The organism is Paracoccus sp. SSK6, assembly GCF_039770665.1.
Lineage (GTDB): Bacteria > Pseudomonadota > Alphaproteobacteria > Rhodobacterales > Rhodobacteraceae > Paracoccus.
Window position 1 is genome coordinate 57,393 of the sequence record NZ_JBDPNJ010000013.1, and the last position, 17,395, is coordinate 74,787.

Below are 17,395 nucleotides of genomic sequence, written 5' to 3' on the forward strand. Positions count from 1 at the left end.
CGCATGACGCCGGGTGCCCGCATATCCGCCGCGATCGAGGTTCTGGACCGGATCCTTGCGGGCCAGCCCGCCGAACAGGCGCTGCTGCGGTGGTCGCGGTCCAGCCGGTTCGCGGGATCGGGCGACCGGGCGGCGGTGCGCGACCTGGTCTTCGATGCGCTGCGTTGCCGCAACAGCCATGCCGCATTGGGCGGGGCGCTGACCGGGCGCGGGCTGATGATCGGCGGGCTTCTGGCGAGCGGGCAGGATCCGGCGGCGCTGTTCACGGGGCAGGGCCATGCGCCCGCGCCCCTGGCTGATGGCGAAGGCGGTGGGTCGGCCGATGGCGTCAGCGACATCCCGGACTGGACCCGTCCGCTGTGGGACCGCTCCCTGGGCGACTGTGCGGAGGCTGTCGCGGACGCGATGCGGCACCGGGCGCCCGTCTGGCTGCGGGTCAATACCGTCAAGGCCAGCCCTGCCGATGCCATCCGCGTTCTGGCCGGGGACGGGATCGCCGCCGAACCCGATACGCGCCTGGCGACTGCCCTGCGGGTGACGGAAAACGAACGCCGCTTGTCACAAAGCAACGCTTATCGGGACGGCCTGGTCGAACTGCAGGATCTTTCGCCGCAACTGGCCTGCGCGGCATTGCCGGTGGCCGCCGGGATGCGGGTGCTGGACTTCTGTGCGGGCGGGGGCGGCAAGACCCTTGCCATGGCGGGGCGGGCCGATGGCCTGACCCTGGTCGCCCACGACGCCGACCCCGCGCGGATGCGGGATCTGCCGCAGCGGGCCCAGCGGGCAGGGGTCAAGGTCCGGCTGGACACCGACCCGTCGGGCGGCTTCGATCTGGTCATCGCCGACGTGCCCTGCTCGGGGTCGGGCACCTGGCGGCGGACGCCCGATTCGAAATGGCGGCTGTCCCAGGCGATGCTGGACGATCTTGTCGCGCTGCAGGCCGCGATCCTGCGCAGGGCGGCGCGGCATGTGCGTCCGGGCGGGCACCTGGCCTATATGACCTGCTCGGTCCTCGATCCCGAAAACGACGCGCAGGTCGCGGCGTTCCTGGGGGAAAGCCCGGATTTCATGCCCATTTCACGCCATCTCTGGACCCCGCTGGATGCCAGCGACGGCTTTTTCCTGGCGCTGCTGGCCCGCCGATGAGGCGCCGTTCCGCCGTTAACGCAATCTTAAGCGCCTTGACGGTATCCAGCAGGGAAAGCGGTGGGAAAAGGGCGCGACGCATGGTTCTGGGGGATACGCAATCGGCATTGTCGCGCAATGCTGCGGTGGCCTTGCCCATCCTGATGCTTCCGGTGGCCATCGCGGCGGTCGCCGCCCTGATCGCCCCGCAAGGCCGTTACGGCATGACGGCCCTGGTGATCGGCACCATCGCGGTCGCCTGGTACATTCTGGGCGGGGTCGTCTCGCTGGGTTATATCCTGGACCGGCTGGCGGCACGCCGCGCCCTGGCGGCGATCCGGCACGAGGTCGCTGCCGCCCCCGATCCGGTCTGGATCTGCGATTCGGACGGGCTGGTGATGCTGCAGAACGATGCCTCGCGCAGCGGCTTCGGCGACATCGCCGGGCAGAACATCATGCGCCTGATGTCCGGGCTGCGGGCCGATGCCGCGCAGGACATGGAGGGGCTGGTGCGTCGCGCGGGCTATGTCGGATCGGCGGATCTGGCCTTGTCTTCGGGCGATGTGCTGACGCTCAGCCGGGCCGAGGATGCGCCCCTGCAGGTCTGGTCCTATCACCGCCATGGCAGTTCCGCGCCCATTCCGGTTGCCGCAATCGAGAACGCCCCCGACGATTTCGAGGCGATCCCGGTCGCGCTGCTGCGCATCGCGCCGAACGGCTATATCCGCCGGGCCAATGCGGCGGCTCGGCGTCTTCTGGGCGACAGCCTGCCCAATGGATCCGATCCCGTGCATGTCGGCAGCCTGCTGGACGGCCCCGGCCGCCCTGCCGGCGAATGGATCGCCGAAACCCATGCCGCCGGCCGCACCGATGGCCGATCCGAGGTGCTGCGCCTGCGTTCGCCCGACGACGTGGCCAGGGAACAGCATTTCCAGGTCGCCCTGGCCATCGATCCGGTCGAGCAGCCGGGCGTAATCGCCGTGCTGAACGACGCAAGCGCGCTGAAGACGCTGGAGGCCCAGTTCGTGCAAAGCCAGAAGATGCAGGCCATCGGCCAGCTTGCGGGCGGTGTGGCGCATGACTTCAACAACCTGCTGACGGCCATTCGCGGGCATTGCGACCTTCTGATGCTGCGCCATGACAAGGGCGATCCCGACTATGCGGACCTGGACCAGATCGGCCAGAACGCGAACCGCGCCGCAGCCCTGGTGGGCCAGCTTCTAGCCTTCTCGCGCCGGCAGCAGTTGAAGCTGGAAACGCTGGATCCCCGCGACGTGCTGGCGGATCTGACACACCTTCTGAACCGCCTCGTGGGCGAAAAGGTCAGGCTGACCATCGCCCACGCTTCCGCCCTGCGCGCCATCCGCGCCGACAAGCGACAGCTGGAACAGGTCATCATGAACCTTGTCGTGAACGCCCGCGACGCCATGCCCAGGGGCGGCACTATCGAGATCCGCACCGACCTGACCTCTATCGACGGGGATGGGGCGCGCGGCAAGGTGTCGCTGCCCAAGGGGGATTACCTGCGCATCCGCGTCACCGACGAGGGCTGCGGCATCGACCCGGCGCTGCGCGACAAGATCTTCGAGCCCTTCTTCACCACCAAGCGCGTGGGCGAGGGGACCGGCCTTGGCCTTTCCACCGCCTACGGCATCGTCAAGCAGACCGGCGGATACATCTTCTGCGACAGCGAACTGGGCCAGGGCACCTGCTTCTCGCTCTATTTTCCCGCCCAGGCCGGGATGCAGCCCACCCCCCGCCCGGCCCCGGCCGCTGCCCCCATCCCGCAACCTGAACGCCGCGCGACCGTCCTGCTGGTCGAGGACGAGGCCCCGGTCCGCGCCTTCGCGGCCCGCGCCCTGCGCCTGAAAGGCTATGAGGTCCACGAAGCGTCAAGCGCCGAGGAGGCGCTGTCCCTGCTGGAGGGCAGGCTGGCCGTGGACATCTTCGTGACCGATGTGGTCATGCCCGGCATGGACGGGCCAAGCTGGGTCCGCGCGGCCCTGCAGGACCGGCCCGGCACGAAGGTGATCTTCATGTCGGGCTATACCGAGGACATCTTCGGCGAGGGCCACGAGCCGGTCCCCAATGCCGCCTTCCTGGCCAAGCCCTTCACGCTGAACGAACTGGCGCAATGCGTCGCGCGGCAGTTGCAGGGCCCGCCCCGCCGCCTGGATGCGTGAACCTTTTGGCAAGGGTCCGCTGCCAAAAAAAGGGTTAAGGAAATGTGCTTCCCGCCCGCGATAGTGCTTGAAAAAAGCCCCCCGAGCGCGCATCTATCCACAGGAACAAGAAGTGAACATCAACCTCCCGTGGCCGGCAGATTGCTGTACCGGCCAGGCTGTGAAATAACGGTAAGGACCATATGGCACAGGCGAGCATCTTCGACATGAACGACAAGCGCAGCGCGGACAAGCAGAAGGCGCTCGACAGCGCCCTTGCCCAGATCGAACGCCAGTTCGGCAAGGGCTCGATCATGAAACTGGGCAAGGACAGCCCGGTGGCCGAGATCGAGGCGACCTCGACCGGATCGCTGGGGCTGGACATTGCCCTTGGCATCGGCGGTCTGCCCAAGGGCCGCATCATCGAGATCTTCGGGCCGGAAAGCTCAGGGAAAACCACGCTGACGCTGCATGTCGTGGCCGAGGAACAGAAGAAGGGCGGCGTCTGCGCCTTCGTGGACGCGGAACATGCCCTCGACCCGCAATACGCCAGGAAGCTGGGCGTGAACCTGGACGAGTTGCTGATCAGCCAGCCCGACACGGGCGAGCAGGCGCTTGAGATCGTGGACACGCTGGTCCGTTCCGGCGCGGTCAGCCTGGTCGTGGTCGACTCGGTCGCGGCGCTGACACCCAAGTCCGAGATCGAGGGCGACATGGGCGACATGCAGATGGGCAGCCAGGCCCGCCTGATGAGCCAGGCGATGCGCAAGCTGACGGCCAGCATCGGCCGTTCCAACTGCATGGTGATCTTCATCAACCAGATCCGCATGAAGATCGGCGTGATGTTCGGCAATCCCGAAACCACGACGGGCGGCAATGCGCTGAAGTTCTATGCCTCGGTGCGCCTCGACATCCGCCGCACGGGTTCGGTCAAGGATCGCGACGAGGTGATCGGCAACACCACCCGCGTGAAGGTCGTCAAGAACAAGGTGGCGCCGCCCTTCCGGCAGGTGGAATTCGACATCATGTATGGCGAGGGCATCAGCAAGGTGGGCGAGCTGATCGACCTGGGCGTCAAGGCGGGTGTGGTCGAGAAATCGGGTGCCTGGTATTCCTATGGCGACGAACGCATTGGCCAGGGCCGCGAGAACGCCAAGCAGTTCCTGCGCGACAATCCCGAAAAGGCCACGGCGATCGAGGACAAGATCCGCGCCAGCCACGGCCTGGAATTCGCCGTCGAGGGCGGCGAGGAGGACAGCCTGACCGAAGAATGATCGGCGGCCCAATGGACATCATGGCGCGCGGGCGGATCGTCCGCGCGTTTTTGTTGACGACGGCATTCCGCCAGCCCGCCCGCTGCGATTGCTGGACAGCGGGGGCCGCCGGTTATAGACCATTCGCCAGCCCGGCGTGTCCGATCGCGCCATCAGATTGCGAAGGCCCACCATGCCCACATTGAACGACATCCGCTCGACCTTCCTGAGCTTCTTCGAGCGCAACGGCCACCGCGTGGTGGACAGCTCGCCCCTGGTGCCGCGCAACGACCCGACGCTGATGTTCACCAACTCGGGCATGGTGCAGTTCAAGAACCTGTTCACCGGGGTCGAGACGCGCGACTACAAGCGCGCGACCACGGCGCAGAAATGCGTCCGCGCGGGCGGCAAGCACAACGACCTGGACAATGTGGGCTATACCGCACGCCACCACACCTTCTTCGAGATGCTGGGCAATTTCAGCTTTGGCGATTACTTCAAGGAAGGCGCGATCCCCTTTGCCTGGGAACTGCTGACCAAGGATTTCGGCATCCCCAAGGACAAGCTGCTGGTCACGGTCTATCACACCGATGACGAGGCCGCGAATATCTGGAAGAAGGTCGCGGGGCTTTCGGACGACCGGATCATCCGCATCCCGACCAGCGACAACTTCTGGCAGATGGGCCCGACCGGCCCCTGCGGCCCCTGCACCGAGATCTTCTATGACCACGGCGACCATATCTGGGGCGGCCCTCCGGGTTCGCCTGATGAGGATGGCGACCGCTTCATCGAGATCTGGAACCTCGTCTTCATGCAGAACGAGCAGTTCGAGGACGGCTCGATGCGGGCGCTGGACATGCAGTCCATCGATACCGGCATGGGGCTGGAGCGGATCGGCGCACTGCTGCAAGGCAAGCACGACAACTATGACACCGACCTGATGCGGTCGCTGATCGAGGCCAGTGCCCACGCGACCAGCAGCGATCCCGACGGGCCGGGCAAGGTCCATCACCGGGTGATCGCCGACCACCTGCGGTCCACCAGCTTCCTGATCGCGGACGGGGTGATGCCCTCGAACGAAGGGCGCGGCTATGTGCTGCGCCGGATCATGCGCCGGGCGATGCGGCACGCGCATATGCTGGGTGCGCAGGATCCGGTCATGTACAAGCTGGTCCCCGCCCTGGTCCGCCAGATGGGCGCGGCCTATCCCGAACTGCCCCGCGCCCAGGCTCTGATCGAGGAAACGCTGCGGAGCGAGGAAACGCGCTTCCGCCAGACGCTGGATCGCGGGCTGCGGTTGCTGGACGACGAACTGTCGAAGCTGCCCGAAGGCGCGAACCTGCCGGGAGAGGCGGCCTTCAAGCTTTACGACACCTATGGCTTCCCGCTGGACTTGACGCAGGACGCGCTGCGCGAGCAGGGCCGGGCGGTCGATACGGCGGGTTTCGATGCGGCCATGGCCGAGCAGAAGGCCAAGGCGCGCGCCGCCTGGGCGGGTTCGGGCGAATCCAAGGACGCCGCCATCTGGTATGAGCTGGCCGAGAAGCACGGCGCGACCGAGTTCCTGGGCTATGACACCGAGGAGGCCGAGGGCCAGATCCTCGCCCTTGTCGCCGAGGGGGCAGAGGTGGCCGAAGCGGGCGAAGGCCAGACCGTGCATCTGGTCGTCAACCAGTCGCCCTTCTACGCCGAATCCGGCGGCCAGGTGGGCGATACCGGGCTGATCAAGACGGAGACCGGCGCGGCCCGCGTCACCGATACGAAGAAGGTCGCGGGCGTCTTCCTGCATGTGGCCGAGGTGACGCTGGGCACCATCAGCCGGGGGCAGGGCGCGACGCTCTCGGTCGATCACGCGCGCCGCAGCGCCATCCGGGCCAACCATTCGGCCACCCACCTGCTGCACGAAGCGCTGCGCCGCGCATTGGGCGAGCATGTCGCGCAGCGCGGCAGCCTGAACGCGCCCGACCGGCTGCGATTCGATTTCAGCCACAACAGCGCGGTTTCCCCCGACGAACTGGCGCGGGTCGAGGCCGAAGTGAACGATTTCATCCGCCAGAACTCGCCCGTCGAGACACGCATCATGACCCCCGACGACGCGCGCGGGCTTGGCGCGCAGGCGCTGTTCGGCGAGAAATATGGCGACGAGGTCCGCGTTGTGTCGATGGGCCAACTGGCCGACAGCGGCAAGGGGGCGGATGGCCAGACCTATTCGCTGGAACTGTGCGGCGGCACGCATGTCGCGCGGACGGGGGACATCGGGGCATTCGCGCTGCTGGGCGACAGCGCCAGCAGCGCCGGGGTGCGGCGGATCGAGGCGTTGACGGGGCAGGCGGCCCTTGCGCATCTGCGCCATTCCGACAGCCAGTTGTCCGAGATCGCGGGCATCCTGAAGGCGCAGGCGGGCGATGTCGTCAACCGCGTCAAGGCGCTGGCGGATGAACGCAAGGCGCTGGCCAACGAGGTCGCGCAACTGAAACGCCAGCTTGCCATGGGCGGCGGTCAGGCGCAGGCGGCCAAGGACATCGGCGGCGTCAAGTTCATCGGCCGCCGGGTCGAGGGCGTCGGCGGCAAGGAACTGGGCGCGCTTGTCGATGAGATGAAGTCGCAGCTTGGCAGCGGCGCCGTTCTGGTGCTGGCGGAAGCCGAGGGCAAGGCGACCGTCGCGGCGGGCGTGACGCCCGATCTGGTGGGCCGGATCAGCGCGGTGACGCTGGTCCAGACCGCGACTGCCGCGCTTGGCGGCAAGGGCGGCGGCGGGCGGCCTGACCGCGCGCAGGGCGGCGCCCCCAGCTTGGCGGCTGCCGAGGACGCCATTGCCCAGGTTGAAAAACTGCTGGAGGAAACGGCATGACTGCCCTTTGGATTGCCCATGTGACCGTCACGGACCCCGAAGCCTACGGGAAATACGCGCAGGCCGCCGGTCCGGCGATCGCTGCGCATGGCGGGGTCTTCCTGGCGCGTGGCGGGCGTTACCAGCAGCTGGAGGGCAACGACCGCGCCCGCAACGTGGTCGCGCGCTTTCCCAGCTTTGACGCCGCCGTTGCCTGCTATAACAGCAGCGAATACCAGGCGGCGCTGGCGCACGCGAAGGGCGCATCCGAACGCGACCTTGTGATCGTCGAGGAAACGCCTCCGCCTGCGGAATAGGCTACCTTCTTCATCCTTTCGTGGTATTTCTGTTAGAAAGAAGACACGAAGGGGCAGGGTCATGTGCCGTTGGGCCGCCTATGTGGGCCAACCGATCTTTCTTGAGGATATCGTCAGCCGGCCGGATCATTCGCTGATCCGGCAAAGCCAGGGCGCGCGGCGCTGCGTGACGCCGGTCAATGCGGATGGCTTCGGCATCGCCTGGTATGGCGAAAGGTCTGAACCGGGGCTTTACCGCGACGTGATGCCCGCTTGGTCGGATCCGAACCTGCACAGCCTGGTCGCTCAGGTCCGGTCGGGGCTGTTCATGGCCCATGTCCGCGCCTCGACCGGGACGGCGACCAGCCGCAACAACTGCCATCCTTTCGTGTCGGGCCGCTGGTCCTTCATGCATAACGGTCAGTTCGGCGGCTATGACGCCTTCCGCCGGGATGCCGATGTGATGATCCCCGACGATCTTTATCCGCACCGCAAGGGCGCGACCGACAGCGAGGCGCTGTTCCTGATCGCCCTGGGCGAAGGTCTGGACCGCGACCCCAAGGGCGCGATGGAGCGGGCTGTCGCGCGGCTGACCGATCTGGCGATGCGGCGCGGCAGCGCGCCTTTCGTGCGGGCGGCCTGCGCCTTTTCGGACGGGCAACGGCTTTACGCGATCCGCCATGCCAGCGACGACCAGGCCCCCAGCCTGTTCCACCGTTGGTCGCAGTCGCGGGGCGGCCGGGCCGTCGTGTCCGAGCCGCTGGAAACGCAGGAAGAAGAGTGGACCGAGGTTCCGCCCGGCAGCTTCTGCATCTTCGACCGGGACAGCGTCACGGTTCAGCCCTTTGCGCCGCAGGTGCAGGCAAGGGCTGCCTGATCAGGCCTGGGAGGGCGCCGTGCGCGGGGCAGGCGGCGTCGCATCCCCACCGGTCACGGCTTCAGCCGCCGGCGTAACTGCGGGCCCATGACCATTGGGCTGCGGCGCGGCGGCCTGCGGCAGGTCGGGCACCGCTTCCGGCGCGCGCGCGGGCGAGGCTGCGGCGGGGTATTCCGGCTGCGGCTGCCGCGCCATCGTCCCGGCTGCCGGAGCGGCGACCGTGCGGCGGAAGACCAGCAGGTTGTGATAAACGGTGCTGCGCCCGGTCAGACCGCTGCGTTCTTCGCTGGGAAGCACGTCGGCGCGGACATATTCCCAGCCATCCCGCGCCATGCGGTTCAGTTCGCTTGTCAGCGCGACGGCATAGCGGTCGCCCGGCGTCTTGGCGTCCTTGGCCTTTTCGCCGCGGCTCGGCGCGGGAACGACGCTGTATTCGAACTGGCTCAAGGGATGCTCCTTTTCGAGGCAGGCGGGTTTTGCCTTGTAACTTGACTGCTTGGCGGATGTTCCAGCGGCACGGGGTCGCCCCGCTCACATCCCCAGCTTCCGGGCCACCAGGTCGTTGACCGCCGCCGGATTGGCCTTGCCGCCGGTGGCCTTCAGCACCTGGCCCACGAACCAGCCCGCCAGCTTGGGATTGGCGCGCGCCTTTTCGACCTGGGCGGGGTTGGCCGCGATGATCTCGTCCACGGCCTTTTCGATGGCGCCAAGGTCGGTGACCTGCTTCATGCCGCGCGATTCCACGATCTGCGCGGGATCGCCGCCCTCGGTCCACAGGATCTCGAACAGATCCTTGGCGATCTTGCCCGAGATGTCGCCGGTGGCGATCAGGTCGATCACGCCGCCAAGCTGGTCGGCTGACACGGGCGAGGTTTCGACCGTCAGGCCTTCCTTGTTCAGGCGCCCGAACAACTCGTTGATGACCCAGTTCGCGGCCTGCTTGCCGTCACGGCCTTTCGCCACGGCCTCGAAGTAATCGGCGTTCTCGACCTCGGCGGTCAGCACGCCCGCGTCATATTCCGACAGGCCCAGTTCCTTGACGAAGCGCGCCTTCTTTTCGTCCGGCAGTTCCGGCATCGCGCCCGCGATGTCGTCCACCCAGGCCTGCTCGATCTCCAGCGGCAGCAGGTCGGGGTCGGGGAAATAGCGGTAATCATGCGCTTCCTCCTTCGACCGCATGGACCGCGTCTCGCCCTTGTCGGGATCGTAAAGGCGGGTTTCCTGCACGACCGTGCCGCCATCCTCGATGATGGCGATCTGGCGGCGGGCTTCATACTCGATAGCGGCTTGGATGAAGCGCAGCGAGTTCATGTTCTTGATCTCGCAGCGCGTGCCCAGGTAGCTGAAGTCCTGGGTTTCCTGGTAGCGTTCATAGGCGCCGGATGCGCAGACCGACACGTTCACGTCGGCGCGCAGGTTGCCGTTCTGCATGTTGCCGTCGCAGGTGCCCAGGTAACGCATGATCTGGCGCAGCTTCGCGACATAGGCCGCCGCTTCCTCCGGCCCCCGGATGTCGGGGCGGCTGACGATCTCCATCAGCGCGACGCCCGTGCGGTTCAGGTCCACGAAGGACATGTTCGGGTCCATGTCGTGGATCGACTTGCCCGCGTCCTGTTCCAGGTGGATGCGCTCGATGCGCACGCGGCGGGCCACGCCGGGAGCCATGTCCACGATCACCTCGCCCTCGCCCACGACGGGGTGGTAAAGCTGGCTGATTTGGTAGCCCTGCGGCAGATCCGGGTAGAAATAGTTCTTGCGGTCGAAGGCCGAACGCAGGTTGATCGCGGCCTTCAGTCCCAGGCCCGTGCGCACCGCCTGGGCCACGCAGAATTCATTGATGACGGGCAGCATCCCCGGCATCGCCGCATCGACGAATGCCACATGGCTGTTCGGTTCTGCCCCGAAGCCGGTCGAGGCGCCGGAGAACAGCTTGGCATTGGACGCGACCTGGGCGTGGACCTCCAGCCCGATGACCAGTTCCCAGTCCTGTTTCGCGCCCGCAATGGTTTTCGGCTGCGGGGCGGTGAAGGAAAGATGGTCAAGCATCGGGAACCTCGGATGGGTCGGGCGAGTATATTGGATGCAGTCTTTTAGGTCAGCACGCGGGTGATGTCACGGGGGCGGCGGGTGCAAATCGCGCCGATCTTCGGGCCAGACGAATCACTTGGCTGGCAGAAAAGCAGGCGCAAGGTGTTAACGAGAGGGTGCGCAAGAGCTCTTTCGGCGGATTTCCGACCATCGGGCTTCCGCCGCTTGGCGTGATGTCGCCGACGGTTTTGCTGCCTTCTTGCGCGATTTTCGAGCCGGGATATGGGTTTGTCCGACGGAACAATCCCACGAGGATCGAATGCGCTTCGCGCTTGTGCCCCTTGCCGCTCTGGCTTTCCTGGCTGCGTGCCAGTCCACGACGACCCCGCAATCCGAAAGCAAGGCCGCAGCCGAGGCGCAGCAGATGCAGCTTGCCAGCCAGCCGCCGATGCGCTGGGGACAGGCCGCCGGGTCGGAGCAGTGGACCAAGGCCACGCTGTCCGCACTGGACCGGGAAGGGGTCACGATCCTGTCGCGCGTTCCGAACGACATCGACACCTTCTGCCCGAACTATGCGCAACTGAACCCGACCGGGCGCAAGGCCTTCTGGGCGGGGCTGCTGTCGGCGGTGGCCAAGCACGAAAGCACCTATAATCCGCAGGCCAGCGGCGGCGGCGGGCGCTGGCTGGGCCTGATGCAGATCGCGCCGGCCACCTGGCGCAACTATGGCTGCGACGGCAATATCAAGAACGGCGGCGACAACATGTCCTGCGCGGTCAAGATCATGTCGCGGCAGGTGGCGCGCGACAATGCGGTCGCCCATGACGGCAACGGCTGGCGCGGCATCGCGCGGGACTGGGCGCCGCTGCGCAATGCCTCGAAGCGCGCGGACATCGCGGCCTGGACCAGCAGCCAGAGCTATTGCAGGCCGAAGGCGTAAGGGGCCTTGCCCATCGGTCCTTCGGACCTCACCCTAGGGTATTTGGACAAAGAAGAAGGGCGGGTTTTCCCGCCCTTTGTGTTTTCAGCGCAGCGCGGCCAGGATGCGCGCCCAGGACCGCGCGCCCTTGGCGAAACTCTGCACGTCGTATTTCTCGTTCGGGGAATGGATGCGGTCGTCGTCGCGGGCAAAGCCGACCAGCATCGAATCCATGTCCAGGATCGTCTTGAAGTCGCCCGCGATGGGGATGGACCCGCCGCTGCCGATGAAGGCGGCTTCCTGCCCCCATTCGTCGCCAAGCGCAGTTCGCGCCGCCGCGAAGGCCGGATCCTGGGTGTCCATGACGCTGGCCGGGCTGCCGCCATGTTCGTGGAACTCGACCGTGCAGTCGGGGGGCAGGAAGCCGCGCACATGGTGGCGGAAGGCCGCGCGGATTTTCACCGGATCCTGTTGGCCGGTCAGGCGGAAGCTGACCTTGGCACGCGCCTCGGCCGGCAGCACGGTCTTGAATCCCTCCCCGGTATAGCCGCCGGTGATGCCGTTGATTTCCGCCGTGGGACGGTTCCAGGCCATTTCGACCGGCATCCGGCCCTTTTCGCCGATGGGATCGGACAGACCCACGCGGCCCAGCATCCCGCCCGCGTCGAAGCCCAGCGATTCCCAGTCGCGGCGCAGTTCGGGCGACAGGTCGGACACGCCGTCATAGAAGCCGGGCAGGGTGACGCGGCCATCCGCGTCCTTCAGCGCCGCAAGCGCCTGCGCCAGCACCATGACCGGATTCGCCGCCAGCCCGCCGAACAGGCCGGAATGCAGGTCGCGGTCGGCGCCGCGGATCACGACCTCCTCGCCCACCAGGCCGCGCAGTTGCGTGACGATGGCGGAGCGGGTGCCGCCGAACAGTTCGGTGTCGCAGATCATCGCCAGCGATGCGCGCAACTCATCGGCATTGTCGCGCAGGAACGGGCGCAAGGAGGGCGAGCCGGATTCCTCCTCGCCCTCGAACAGCAGGATCAGGTCGCTGGGCAATTCGCCATGAACCTCGCGCCAGGCGCGGAAGGCCTCGACAAAGGTCATCAGCTGGCCCTTGTCGTCGGATGCGCCGCGCGCGCGGATGACCTTGCCGCCGGGTGCATCCTCGATCTGCGGATCGAAGGGCGGGCGGTCCCAGAGCGACAGCGGATCGACCGGCTGTACATCATAGTGACCGTAGAACAGCAAGGGCCGCCCCCCGCCCGGCTGCGACCGTGCGACCACCATCGGATGGCCCGGCGTGTCGCGGATTTCGGCGTCAAAGCCGATCCCCGCCAGTTCGTTTCGCAGCCATTCGGCGGCGGCGCGCACGTTGCCCGCATGGGCCGGATCGGTCGAGATCGAGGGGATGCGCAGAAAGGCCACAAGCCTGTCCAGGGCCTTGTCCAGCCCTTGATCCAGCCGGGCCAGGACCTCATCTAATCTTGCGTCTTCCAGCATGTTTTCCCCTGTTTCCGAGTCACTTGATAGGTTTTGCGTATGGTCCTTTGGTCCTCATGCGACAATTTTGACCTGTCATTTGCGGCATTTGACATGTATCAACGCAGGACCGCGCGCGATCGACAATGATTGCCCCCAGCCAGCTATGCAAGGGAACGCCCGCAATGAATTATGATGCCGCCCTGGACCAGGCTATCGGTCGGCTGCATGAGGAAGGCCGCTATCGCACCTTCATCGACATCGAGCGGGTGAAGGGTCAGTTCCCCCAGGCTGTCTGGACGCGCCCGGACGGCGAAAAGCAGGACATCACGGTCTGGTGCGGCAACGACTACCTGGGCATGGGCCAGCACCCGGTCGTGCTGGAGGCGATGCATGAGGCGCTGGATGCCGTCGGCGCCGGGTCGGGCGGGACGCGCAACATTTCGGGCACCACCATCTATCACAAGCGGCTGGAGGCCGAGCTGGCCGACCTGCACGGCAAGGAAGCCGCGCTTGTCTTTTCCAGCGCCTATACCGCTAACGACGCCACGCTTTCCACGCTGCGCAAACTGTTCCCCGGCCTCATCATCTATTCGGACGAACTGAACCACGCGTCCATGATCGAGGGGATCAAGCGGTTCGACGGCGCCAAGCGCATCTTCCGCCACAACGACCTGGCCCATCTGCGCCAGTTGCTGGAAGGCGACGATCCCGCCGCGCCCAAGCTGATCGCCTTCGAATCCATCTATTCGATGGACGGCGATTTCGGCCCGATCAAGGCGATCTGCGACTTGGCCGACGAATTCAACGCCCTGACCTATCTGGACGAGGTCCACGCGGTCGGCATGTATGGCCCGCGCGGCGGCGGCGTGGCCGAACGCGACGGTCTGATGGACCGCATCGACATCTTCAACGGCACGCTGGGCAAGGCCTTCGGTGTCTTCGGCGGCTATATCGCCGGCACGGCCAAGATGTGCGACGCGATCCGGTCCTATGCGCCGGGCTTCATCTTCACCACGTCCTTGCCGCCTGCGGTGGCGGCGGGGGCTGCGGCCTCGATCCGCTTCCTGAAATCCGAGGAGGGCCAGCACCTGCGCGATGCGCAGCAGTTGCACGCGCGGATCCTGAAGATGCGGCTGAAATCGCTGGGAATGCCGATCATCGACCATGGCAGCCATATCGTGCCGGTCCATATCGGCCATCCGGTTCATTGCAAGATGCTGTCGGACATGCTGCTGCGCGACTATGGCATCTATGTGCAGCCGATCAACTTCCCCACCGTGCCGCGCGGCACGGAACGGCTGCGCTTCACCCCGTCGCCCGTCCACGCCCCGCGCCAGATCGACCATCTGGTCAAGGCCATGGACAGGTTGTGGTCACATTGTGCGCTCAACCGTCAGGAAATGAGTGCATAATTAAATCTGCGAGTGAACTGCTCTCGCCTGCGTGATAAGCTCGGGTTAAGGAAAAGCAAGGAACCGTTCGATTCGAAATGGTGTTCCTGCATCGGGCTATGAGGCAGACGAAAAAATGAGCAGGCTGCGGGCTGAGAACCCGGCAGAAGAGGATTCGCGGGTGGAGGGAATGGACCATTTCCTCGGCGACGACACACGCCTTGGCGACATCATGCGGGGCGAAAGGGCGACATTGGGCAAGTCGCTGCTGGACGTGCAGCGCGAATTGCGCATCCGTGCGTCCTATGTCGCCGCTATCGAGAATTGCGACATTACCGCCTTCGACGCGCCCAGTTTCGTGTCGGGCTATGTGCGGTCCTATGCGCGCTATCTGGGCATGGATGCGGATTGGACCTTCCGCCGCTTCTGCCTGGAATCCGGTTTCCAGCCGACCCATGGCATGGCCCCCACGGCAGCCGGTCCCAAGCCCGCCAGGCGCCCCTCGGACCCGGTCGAGGCCCTGGCCAATCCCAAGGCGCTGTTCATCCCGCAGCCCGAAAGCTTCTGGTCCGATATCGAGCCGCGGGCCATCGGCGCGGTTCTGGTGCTGATCGCGCTTGTCTGCGGGCTGGCCTATGGCGGCTGGTCCGTCCTGCAAGAGGTGCAGCGCGTCACCCTGACGCCGGGCGAGAATGTGCCGGGCGTGGTGACCGCCCTGGACCCGGCCGAGGGCGCCGGCATGGTCGAACCGCCTCTGGACATGTCAAGCACCACGGAACTGGCCGAAAGCCTGCCCCAGCCCGAGGGGCTGGACCGGCTTTACCGCCCGCAGATCCTCGAAGCTCCGGTCCTGACCACGCGCGATGGGCCCATCGCCGCCATCGATCCTGGCCTGACCCAAGCCCCGGCGGCAGGGGAAACGGCGGTTGCCCAAGGTCCGGCGGAAACCGCGACGGCCATTCAGCAGGCCCTGGCCGAGGCTGCGCAGGCCCCCTTTGGCCCGCCGATGCCCGAACAGACCACCGCCGCGATCACCGTGGCCCCCGATGCGCCCGCGCTGGAGCTGCTGGCGGCGCGTCCGGCCTGGGTCCGCGTGACCTCGGCCGATGGGACGGTGCTGCTGGAAAAGATCATGGATGCGGGCGAACGCTTCACGCTGCCAAGCCTGGAGGAACCGCCGGTGTTGCGCACGGGCAATTCGGGCGCGGTCTATTTCGCGGTCAACGGCCAGACCTATGGCCCCGCCGCACCCGGACCGCAGGTCGTGAAGAACATCAAGCTGTCGCCCGAGGATGTGACGGGCAAATACGCCCTGGCGGACCTGAACGCCGATCCCGAACTGGCGCAGATGGTCGCGGTGGCGCAGGCCACGCCGCTGGCGGACGGCCAGACGACCACGACCGAATAGCGGGCTTGCGAAGGCCGGGGGCGCTTCGCCCCCCGGACCCCCCGAGGATATTTGAGCAAAGGTGAAAAGGGGCGTTATTCCCCCCAGGTCCGTTCCAGCAACCCGATCCAGTTTTCGCTGGCGATCTTGCGGATCAGCCCTTCGCCATAGCCGTGATCCTGCATCGCGCCGATCAGGGCGGGCAACGCAGCGGCATCCGACAGGTCGCGCGGCATCAGGGCGCCGTCGAAATCGGACCCAAGCGCCACGCCATCCTCGCCCAGGATCGCCAGCAGGTGGTCCAGATGGCGCAGCATGGTGTCGAAGCCTTCCAGCGGCAGGCGGCGGCCGTCTTCGCGCAGGAAGCTGGAGGCGAAGTTCAGCCCCACCAGGCCGCCGCTGGCGGCGATCACCTGCAACTGCCGGTCGGTCAGGTTGCGGCTGCTTTCGCTGATCGCATGGACGCAGCTGTGGCTGGCGACCAGCGGCGCGTCGGAGAGGGCGGCGACATCGTTGAAGCCCGCCTCGTTCAGGTGCGACAGATCCAGCATGATCCGCAGGCTGTTGCATTCGCGGACCAGGGTCTTGCCCGCCTCGGACAGCCCTTCGCCCGTATCGGGGGATGACGGAAAGGCGAAGGGCACGCCATGGCCATAGGCCGTGGGCCGCGACCAGACCGGGCCCAGCGACCGCAGTCCCGCCGCATGCCACAGGTGCAGCGCATCCATGTCGGGGATCGCCTCGGCCCCTTCCATGTGCATGATCGCGGCGATGCGGCCAGCGGCAATCGCTTCGCGGAGGCTGCGGGCCGAGGTGACGATGTCCAGCGTGCCCGTCCGCTCCAGCGCCTTCAGCGCCGCGGCTTGCGCGAAGGCATGGGGCAGGGCCTCGGCAAAGGGGATCTCCTCGGGCAGGGGCATGGCGAAGGGCGGGTTTTCCATCAGCGCCACGGCGGCGGCATCGTTCGGGCCGTGCGGCGCGGGGATCCAGATGGCGAAGAACCCGCCCACCAGGCCGCCTGCACGGGCGCGCGGAAGATCCAGGTGGCCGGTGCCGTCGCCGTTCAGCCAGACTTCGGGGCCCTGGGCCACGACGCGTTGCAGGAAATCGTTATGGCCGTCGAATACCGGGATCATGGGGCGCCTTTCATGTCTTGCCCGCGCGACCATGCACATCTGGCGGCGGTCGGCAATGGCCGCGCTTTGCGCAACCCGCGATTCGGTCTTAGTCTGATCGCGGCAAGCAAGAAAGGACGCCCGCCATGCCCGACATCCGCCGCGATTTCGACGGCCAGACCGTCATCACCACCTTCGAGGTGACGCCCGGCAGCGCCCATGACGTGCTGGACCTGCTGACCGATGCCTGGGACCGGGTGATCCGCCGCCAGCCGGGCTTCCTGTCGGGCGCGATCCACCTGAACGACGCCCAGACCCGGATCGCCACCTATTCGCAATGGCGCGACCGCAAGGACTATCAGGCGATGCTGCGCAGCGACGAAATGCGCCGCCGTAACCGCGAAATCAATAGCATGTGCAAGAGCTTCGAGCCGGTGATGTACGAGGTGCAGGCGGTTTTCAACGACTGATGCTGCAGGTGCAGAAAGCCCGTGCAATCGCGCAGGCGCCCCGCTAACCTTCCCATGCGTCACGGCGGG

At 66.5% G+C, this 17,395-nt stretch carries 14 protein-coding genes; 10 read left to right on the forward strand and 4 right to left on the reverse strand.

Features of this window, described 5'->3' with window-relative positions:
* Positions 1-3: 3 nt before the first annotated feature.
* The 6 genes from AAIL68_RS10765 to AAIL68_RS10790 all read left to right on the forward strand — a co-directional run bounded on the left by AAIL68_RS10765 (position 4) and on the right by AAIL68_RS10790 (position 8,543).
* Positions 4-1,146, forward strand: coding sequence for an RsmB/NOP family class I SAM-dependent RNA methyltransferase (locus tag AAIL68_RS10765; RefSeq protein ID WP_347139772.1), 1,143 nt, complete (start codon positions 4-6; stop codon positions 1,144-1,146).
* Positions 1,147-1,226: 80 nt separating this feature from the next.
* A complete protein-coding gene (locus tag AAIL68_RS10770) occupies positions 1,227-3,308 on the forward strand; it encodes an ATP-binding protein (protein ID WP_347139773.1) in 2,082 nt (693 codons plus the stop codon).
* 182 nt (positions 3,309-3,490) lie between these two features.
* Complete coding sequence (gene recA, locus AAIL68_RS10775; RefSeq protein WP_347139774.1) at positions 3,491-4,561, forward strand: recombinase RecA; 1,071 nt, start codon at positions 3,491-3,493, stop codon at positions 4,559-4,561.
* 172 nt (positions 4,562-4,733) lie between these two features.
* Positions 4,734-7,391, forward strand: coding sequence for an alanine--tRNA ligase (gene alaS / locus AAIL68_RS10780; protein WP_347139775.1), 2,658 nt, complete (start codon positions 4,734-4,736; stop codon positions 7,389-7,391).
* The gene (locus AAIL68_RS10785) at positions 7,388-7,687 is read left to right on the forward strand and encodes a DUF1330 domain-containing protein (RefSeq protein WP_347139776.1); all 300 of its coding nucleotides are present in this window, start codon (positions 7,388-7,390) and stop codon (positions 7,685-7,687) included. The genes alaS and AAIL68_RS10785 overlap by 4 nt, the downstream gene beginning before the upstream one ends.
* A 61-nt stretch (positions 7,688-7,748) precedes the next feature.
* A complete protein-coding gene (locus tag AAIL68_RS10790) occupies positions 7,749-8,543 on the forward strand; it encodes a class II glutamine amidotransferase (RefSeq protein WP_347139777.1) in 795 nt (264 codons plus the stop codon).
* Here the strand turns inward: AAIL68_RS10790 and AAIL68_RS10795 are convergent, their stop codons facing one another.
* Together AAIL68_RS10795 and gatB are read right to left on the reverse strand one after the other, a co-directional pair.
* Positions 8,544-8,990, reverse strand: a complete 447-nt coding sequence (locus tag AAIL68_RS10795) for a DUF4177 domain-containing protein (RefSeq protein ID WP_347139778.1) — start codon at positions 8,988-8,990, stop codon at positions 8,544-8,546.
* A gap of 84 nt (positions 8,991-9,074) precedes the next feature.
* A complete protein-coding gene (gene gatB / locus AAIL68_RS10800) occupies positions 9,075-10,589 on the reverse strand; it encodes an Asp-tRNA(Asn)/Glu-tRNA(Gln) amidotransferase subunit GatB (protein ID WP_347139779.1) in 1,515 nt (504 codons plus the stop codon).
* Positions 10,590-10,890: 301 nt separating this feature from the next.
* Here gatB and AAIL68_RS10805 point away from each other — a divergent pair, with 301 nt between their 5' ends.
* Positions 10,891-11,511 carry a lytic transglycosylase domain-containing protein gene (locus tag AAIL68_RS10805; RefSeq protein ID WP_347139780.1) on the forward strand — a complete coding sequence of 207 codons (621 nt, stop codon included), beginning with the start codon at positions 10,891-10,893 and terminating at the stop codon, positions 11,509-11,511.
* Positions 11,512-11,595: 84 nt separating this feature from the next.
* On the opposite strand, the gene AAIL68_RS10810 is transcribed toward AAIL68_RS10805, so the two are convergent.
* On the reverse strand, positions 11,596-12,981 hold the full coding sequence (locus tag AAIL68_RS10810) for a M20/M25/M40 family metallo-hydrolase (protein WP_347139781.1): 1,386 nt from the start codon (positions 12,979-12,981) through the stop codon (positions 11,596-11,598).
* Between the two features lie 164 nt (positions 12,982-13,145).
* Between AAIL68_RS10810 and hemA the strand changes: the two genes are divergently transcribed.
* Positions 13,146-14,375, forward strand: coding sequence for a 5-aminolevulinate synthase (hemA, locus tag AAIL68_RS10815; protein WP_347139782.1), 1,230 nt, complete (start codon positions 13,146-13,148; stop codon positions 14,373-14,375).
* Positions 14,376-14,544: 169 nt separating this feature from the next.
* Entirely contained in the window at positions 14,545-15,762 is a 1,218-nt protein-coding gene (locus AAIL68_RS10820) for a RodZ domain-containing protein (protein ID WP_347139783.1), read from the forward strand.
* A 74-nt stretch (positions 15,763-15,836) separates the two neighbouring features.
* On the opposite strand, the gene AAIL68_RS10825 is transcribed toward AAIL68_RS10820, so the two are convergent.
* Positions 15,837-16,877: a membrane dipeptidase gene (locus AAIL68_RS10825; RefSeq protein WP_347139784.1), complete on the reverse strand. Its 1,041-nt coding sequence runs from the start codon at positions 16,875-16,877 to the stop codon at positions 15,837-15,839.
* 125 nt (positions 16,878-17,002) lie between these two features.
* On the opposite strand from AAIL68_RS10825, the gene AAIL68_RS10830 reads away from it, so the two are divergent.
* Positions 17,003-17,326: an antibiotic biosynthesis monooxygenase family protein gene (locus tag AAIL68_RS10830; RefSeq protein WP_347139785.1), complete on the forward strand. Its 324-nt coding sequence runs from the start codon at positions 17,003-17,005 to the stop codon at positions 17,324-17,326.
* Positions 17,327-17,395 lie beyond the last annotated feature (69 nt).

What these genes read in the sequence shown, in the direction of transcription:
- AAIL68_RS10765 (WP_347139772.1), top strand. Translation starts at nt 4, where the DNA reads ATGACGCCGGGTGCCCGCATATCCGCCGCGATCGAGGTTCTGGACCGG.
- AAIL68_RS10770 (WP_347139773.1), top strand. Translation starts at nt 1,227, where the DNA reads ATGGTTCTGGGGGATACGCAATCGGCATTGTCGCGCAATGCTGCGGTG.
- recA (WP_347139774.1), top strand. Translation starts at nt 3,491, where the DNA reads ATGGCACAGGCGAGCATCTTCGACATGAACGACAAGCGCAGCGCGGAC.
- alaS (WP_347139775.1), top strand. Translation starts at nt 4,734, where the DNA reads ATGCCCACATTGAACGACATCCGCTCGACCTTCCTGAGCTTCTTCGAG.
- AAIL68_RS10785 (WP_347139776.1), top strand. Translation starts at nt 7,388, where the DNA reads ATGACTGCCCTTTGGATTGCCCATGTGACCGTCACGGACCCCGAAGCC.
- AAIL68_RS10790 (WP_347139777.1), top strand. Translation starts at nt 7,749, where the DNA reads ATGTGCCGTTGGGCCGCCTATGTGGGCCAACCGATCTTTCTTGAGGAT.
- gatB (WP_347139779.1), bottom strand. Translation starts at nt 10,589, where the DNA reads ATGCTTGACCATCTTTCCTTCACCGCCCCGCAGCCGAAAACCATTGCG.
- AAIL68_RS10805 (WP_347139780.1), top strand. Translation starts at nt 10,891, where the DNA reads ATGCGCTTCGCGCTTGTGCCCCTTGCCGCTCTGGCTTTCCTGGCTGCG.
- AAIL68_RS10810 (WP_347139781.1), bottom strand. Translation starts at nt 12,981, where the DNA reads ATGCTGGAAGACGCAAGATTAGATGAGGTCCTGGCCCGGCTGGATCAA.
- hemA (WP_347139782.1), top strand. Translation starts at nt 13,146, where the DNA reads ATGAATTATGATGCCGCCCTGGACCAGGCTATCGGTCGGCTGCATGAG.
- AAIL68_RS10820 (WP_347139783.1), top strand. Translation starts at nt 14,545, where the DNA reads ATGGACCATTTCCTCGGCGACGACACACGCCTTGGCGACATCATGCGG.
- AAIL68_RS10825 (WP_347139784.1), bottom strand. Translation starts at nt 16,877, where the DNA reads ATGATCCCGGTATTCGACGGCCATAACGATTTCCTGCAACGCGTCGTG.
- AAIL68_RS10830 (WP_347139785.1), top strand. Translation starts at nt 17,003, where the DNA reads ATGCCCGACATCCGCCGCGATTTCGACGGCCAGACCGTCATCACCACC.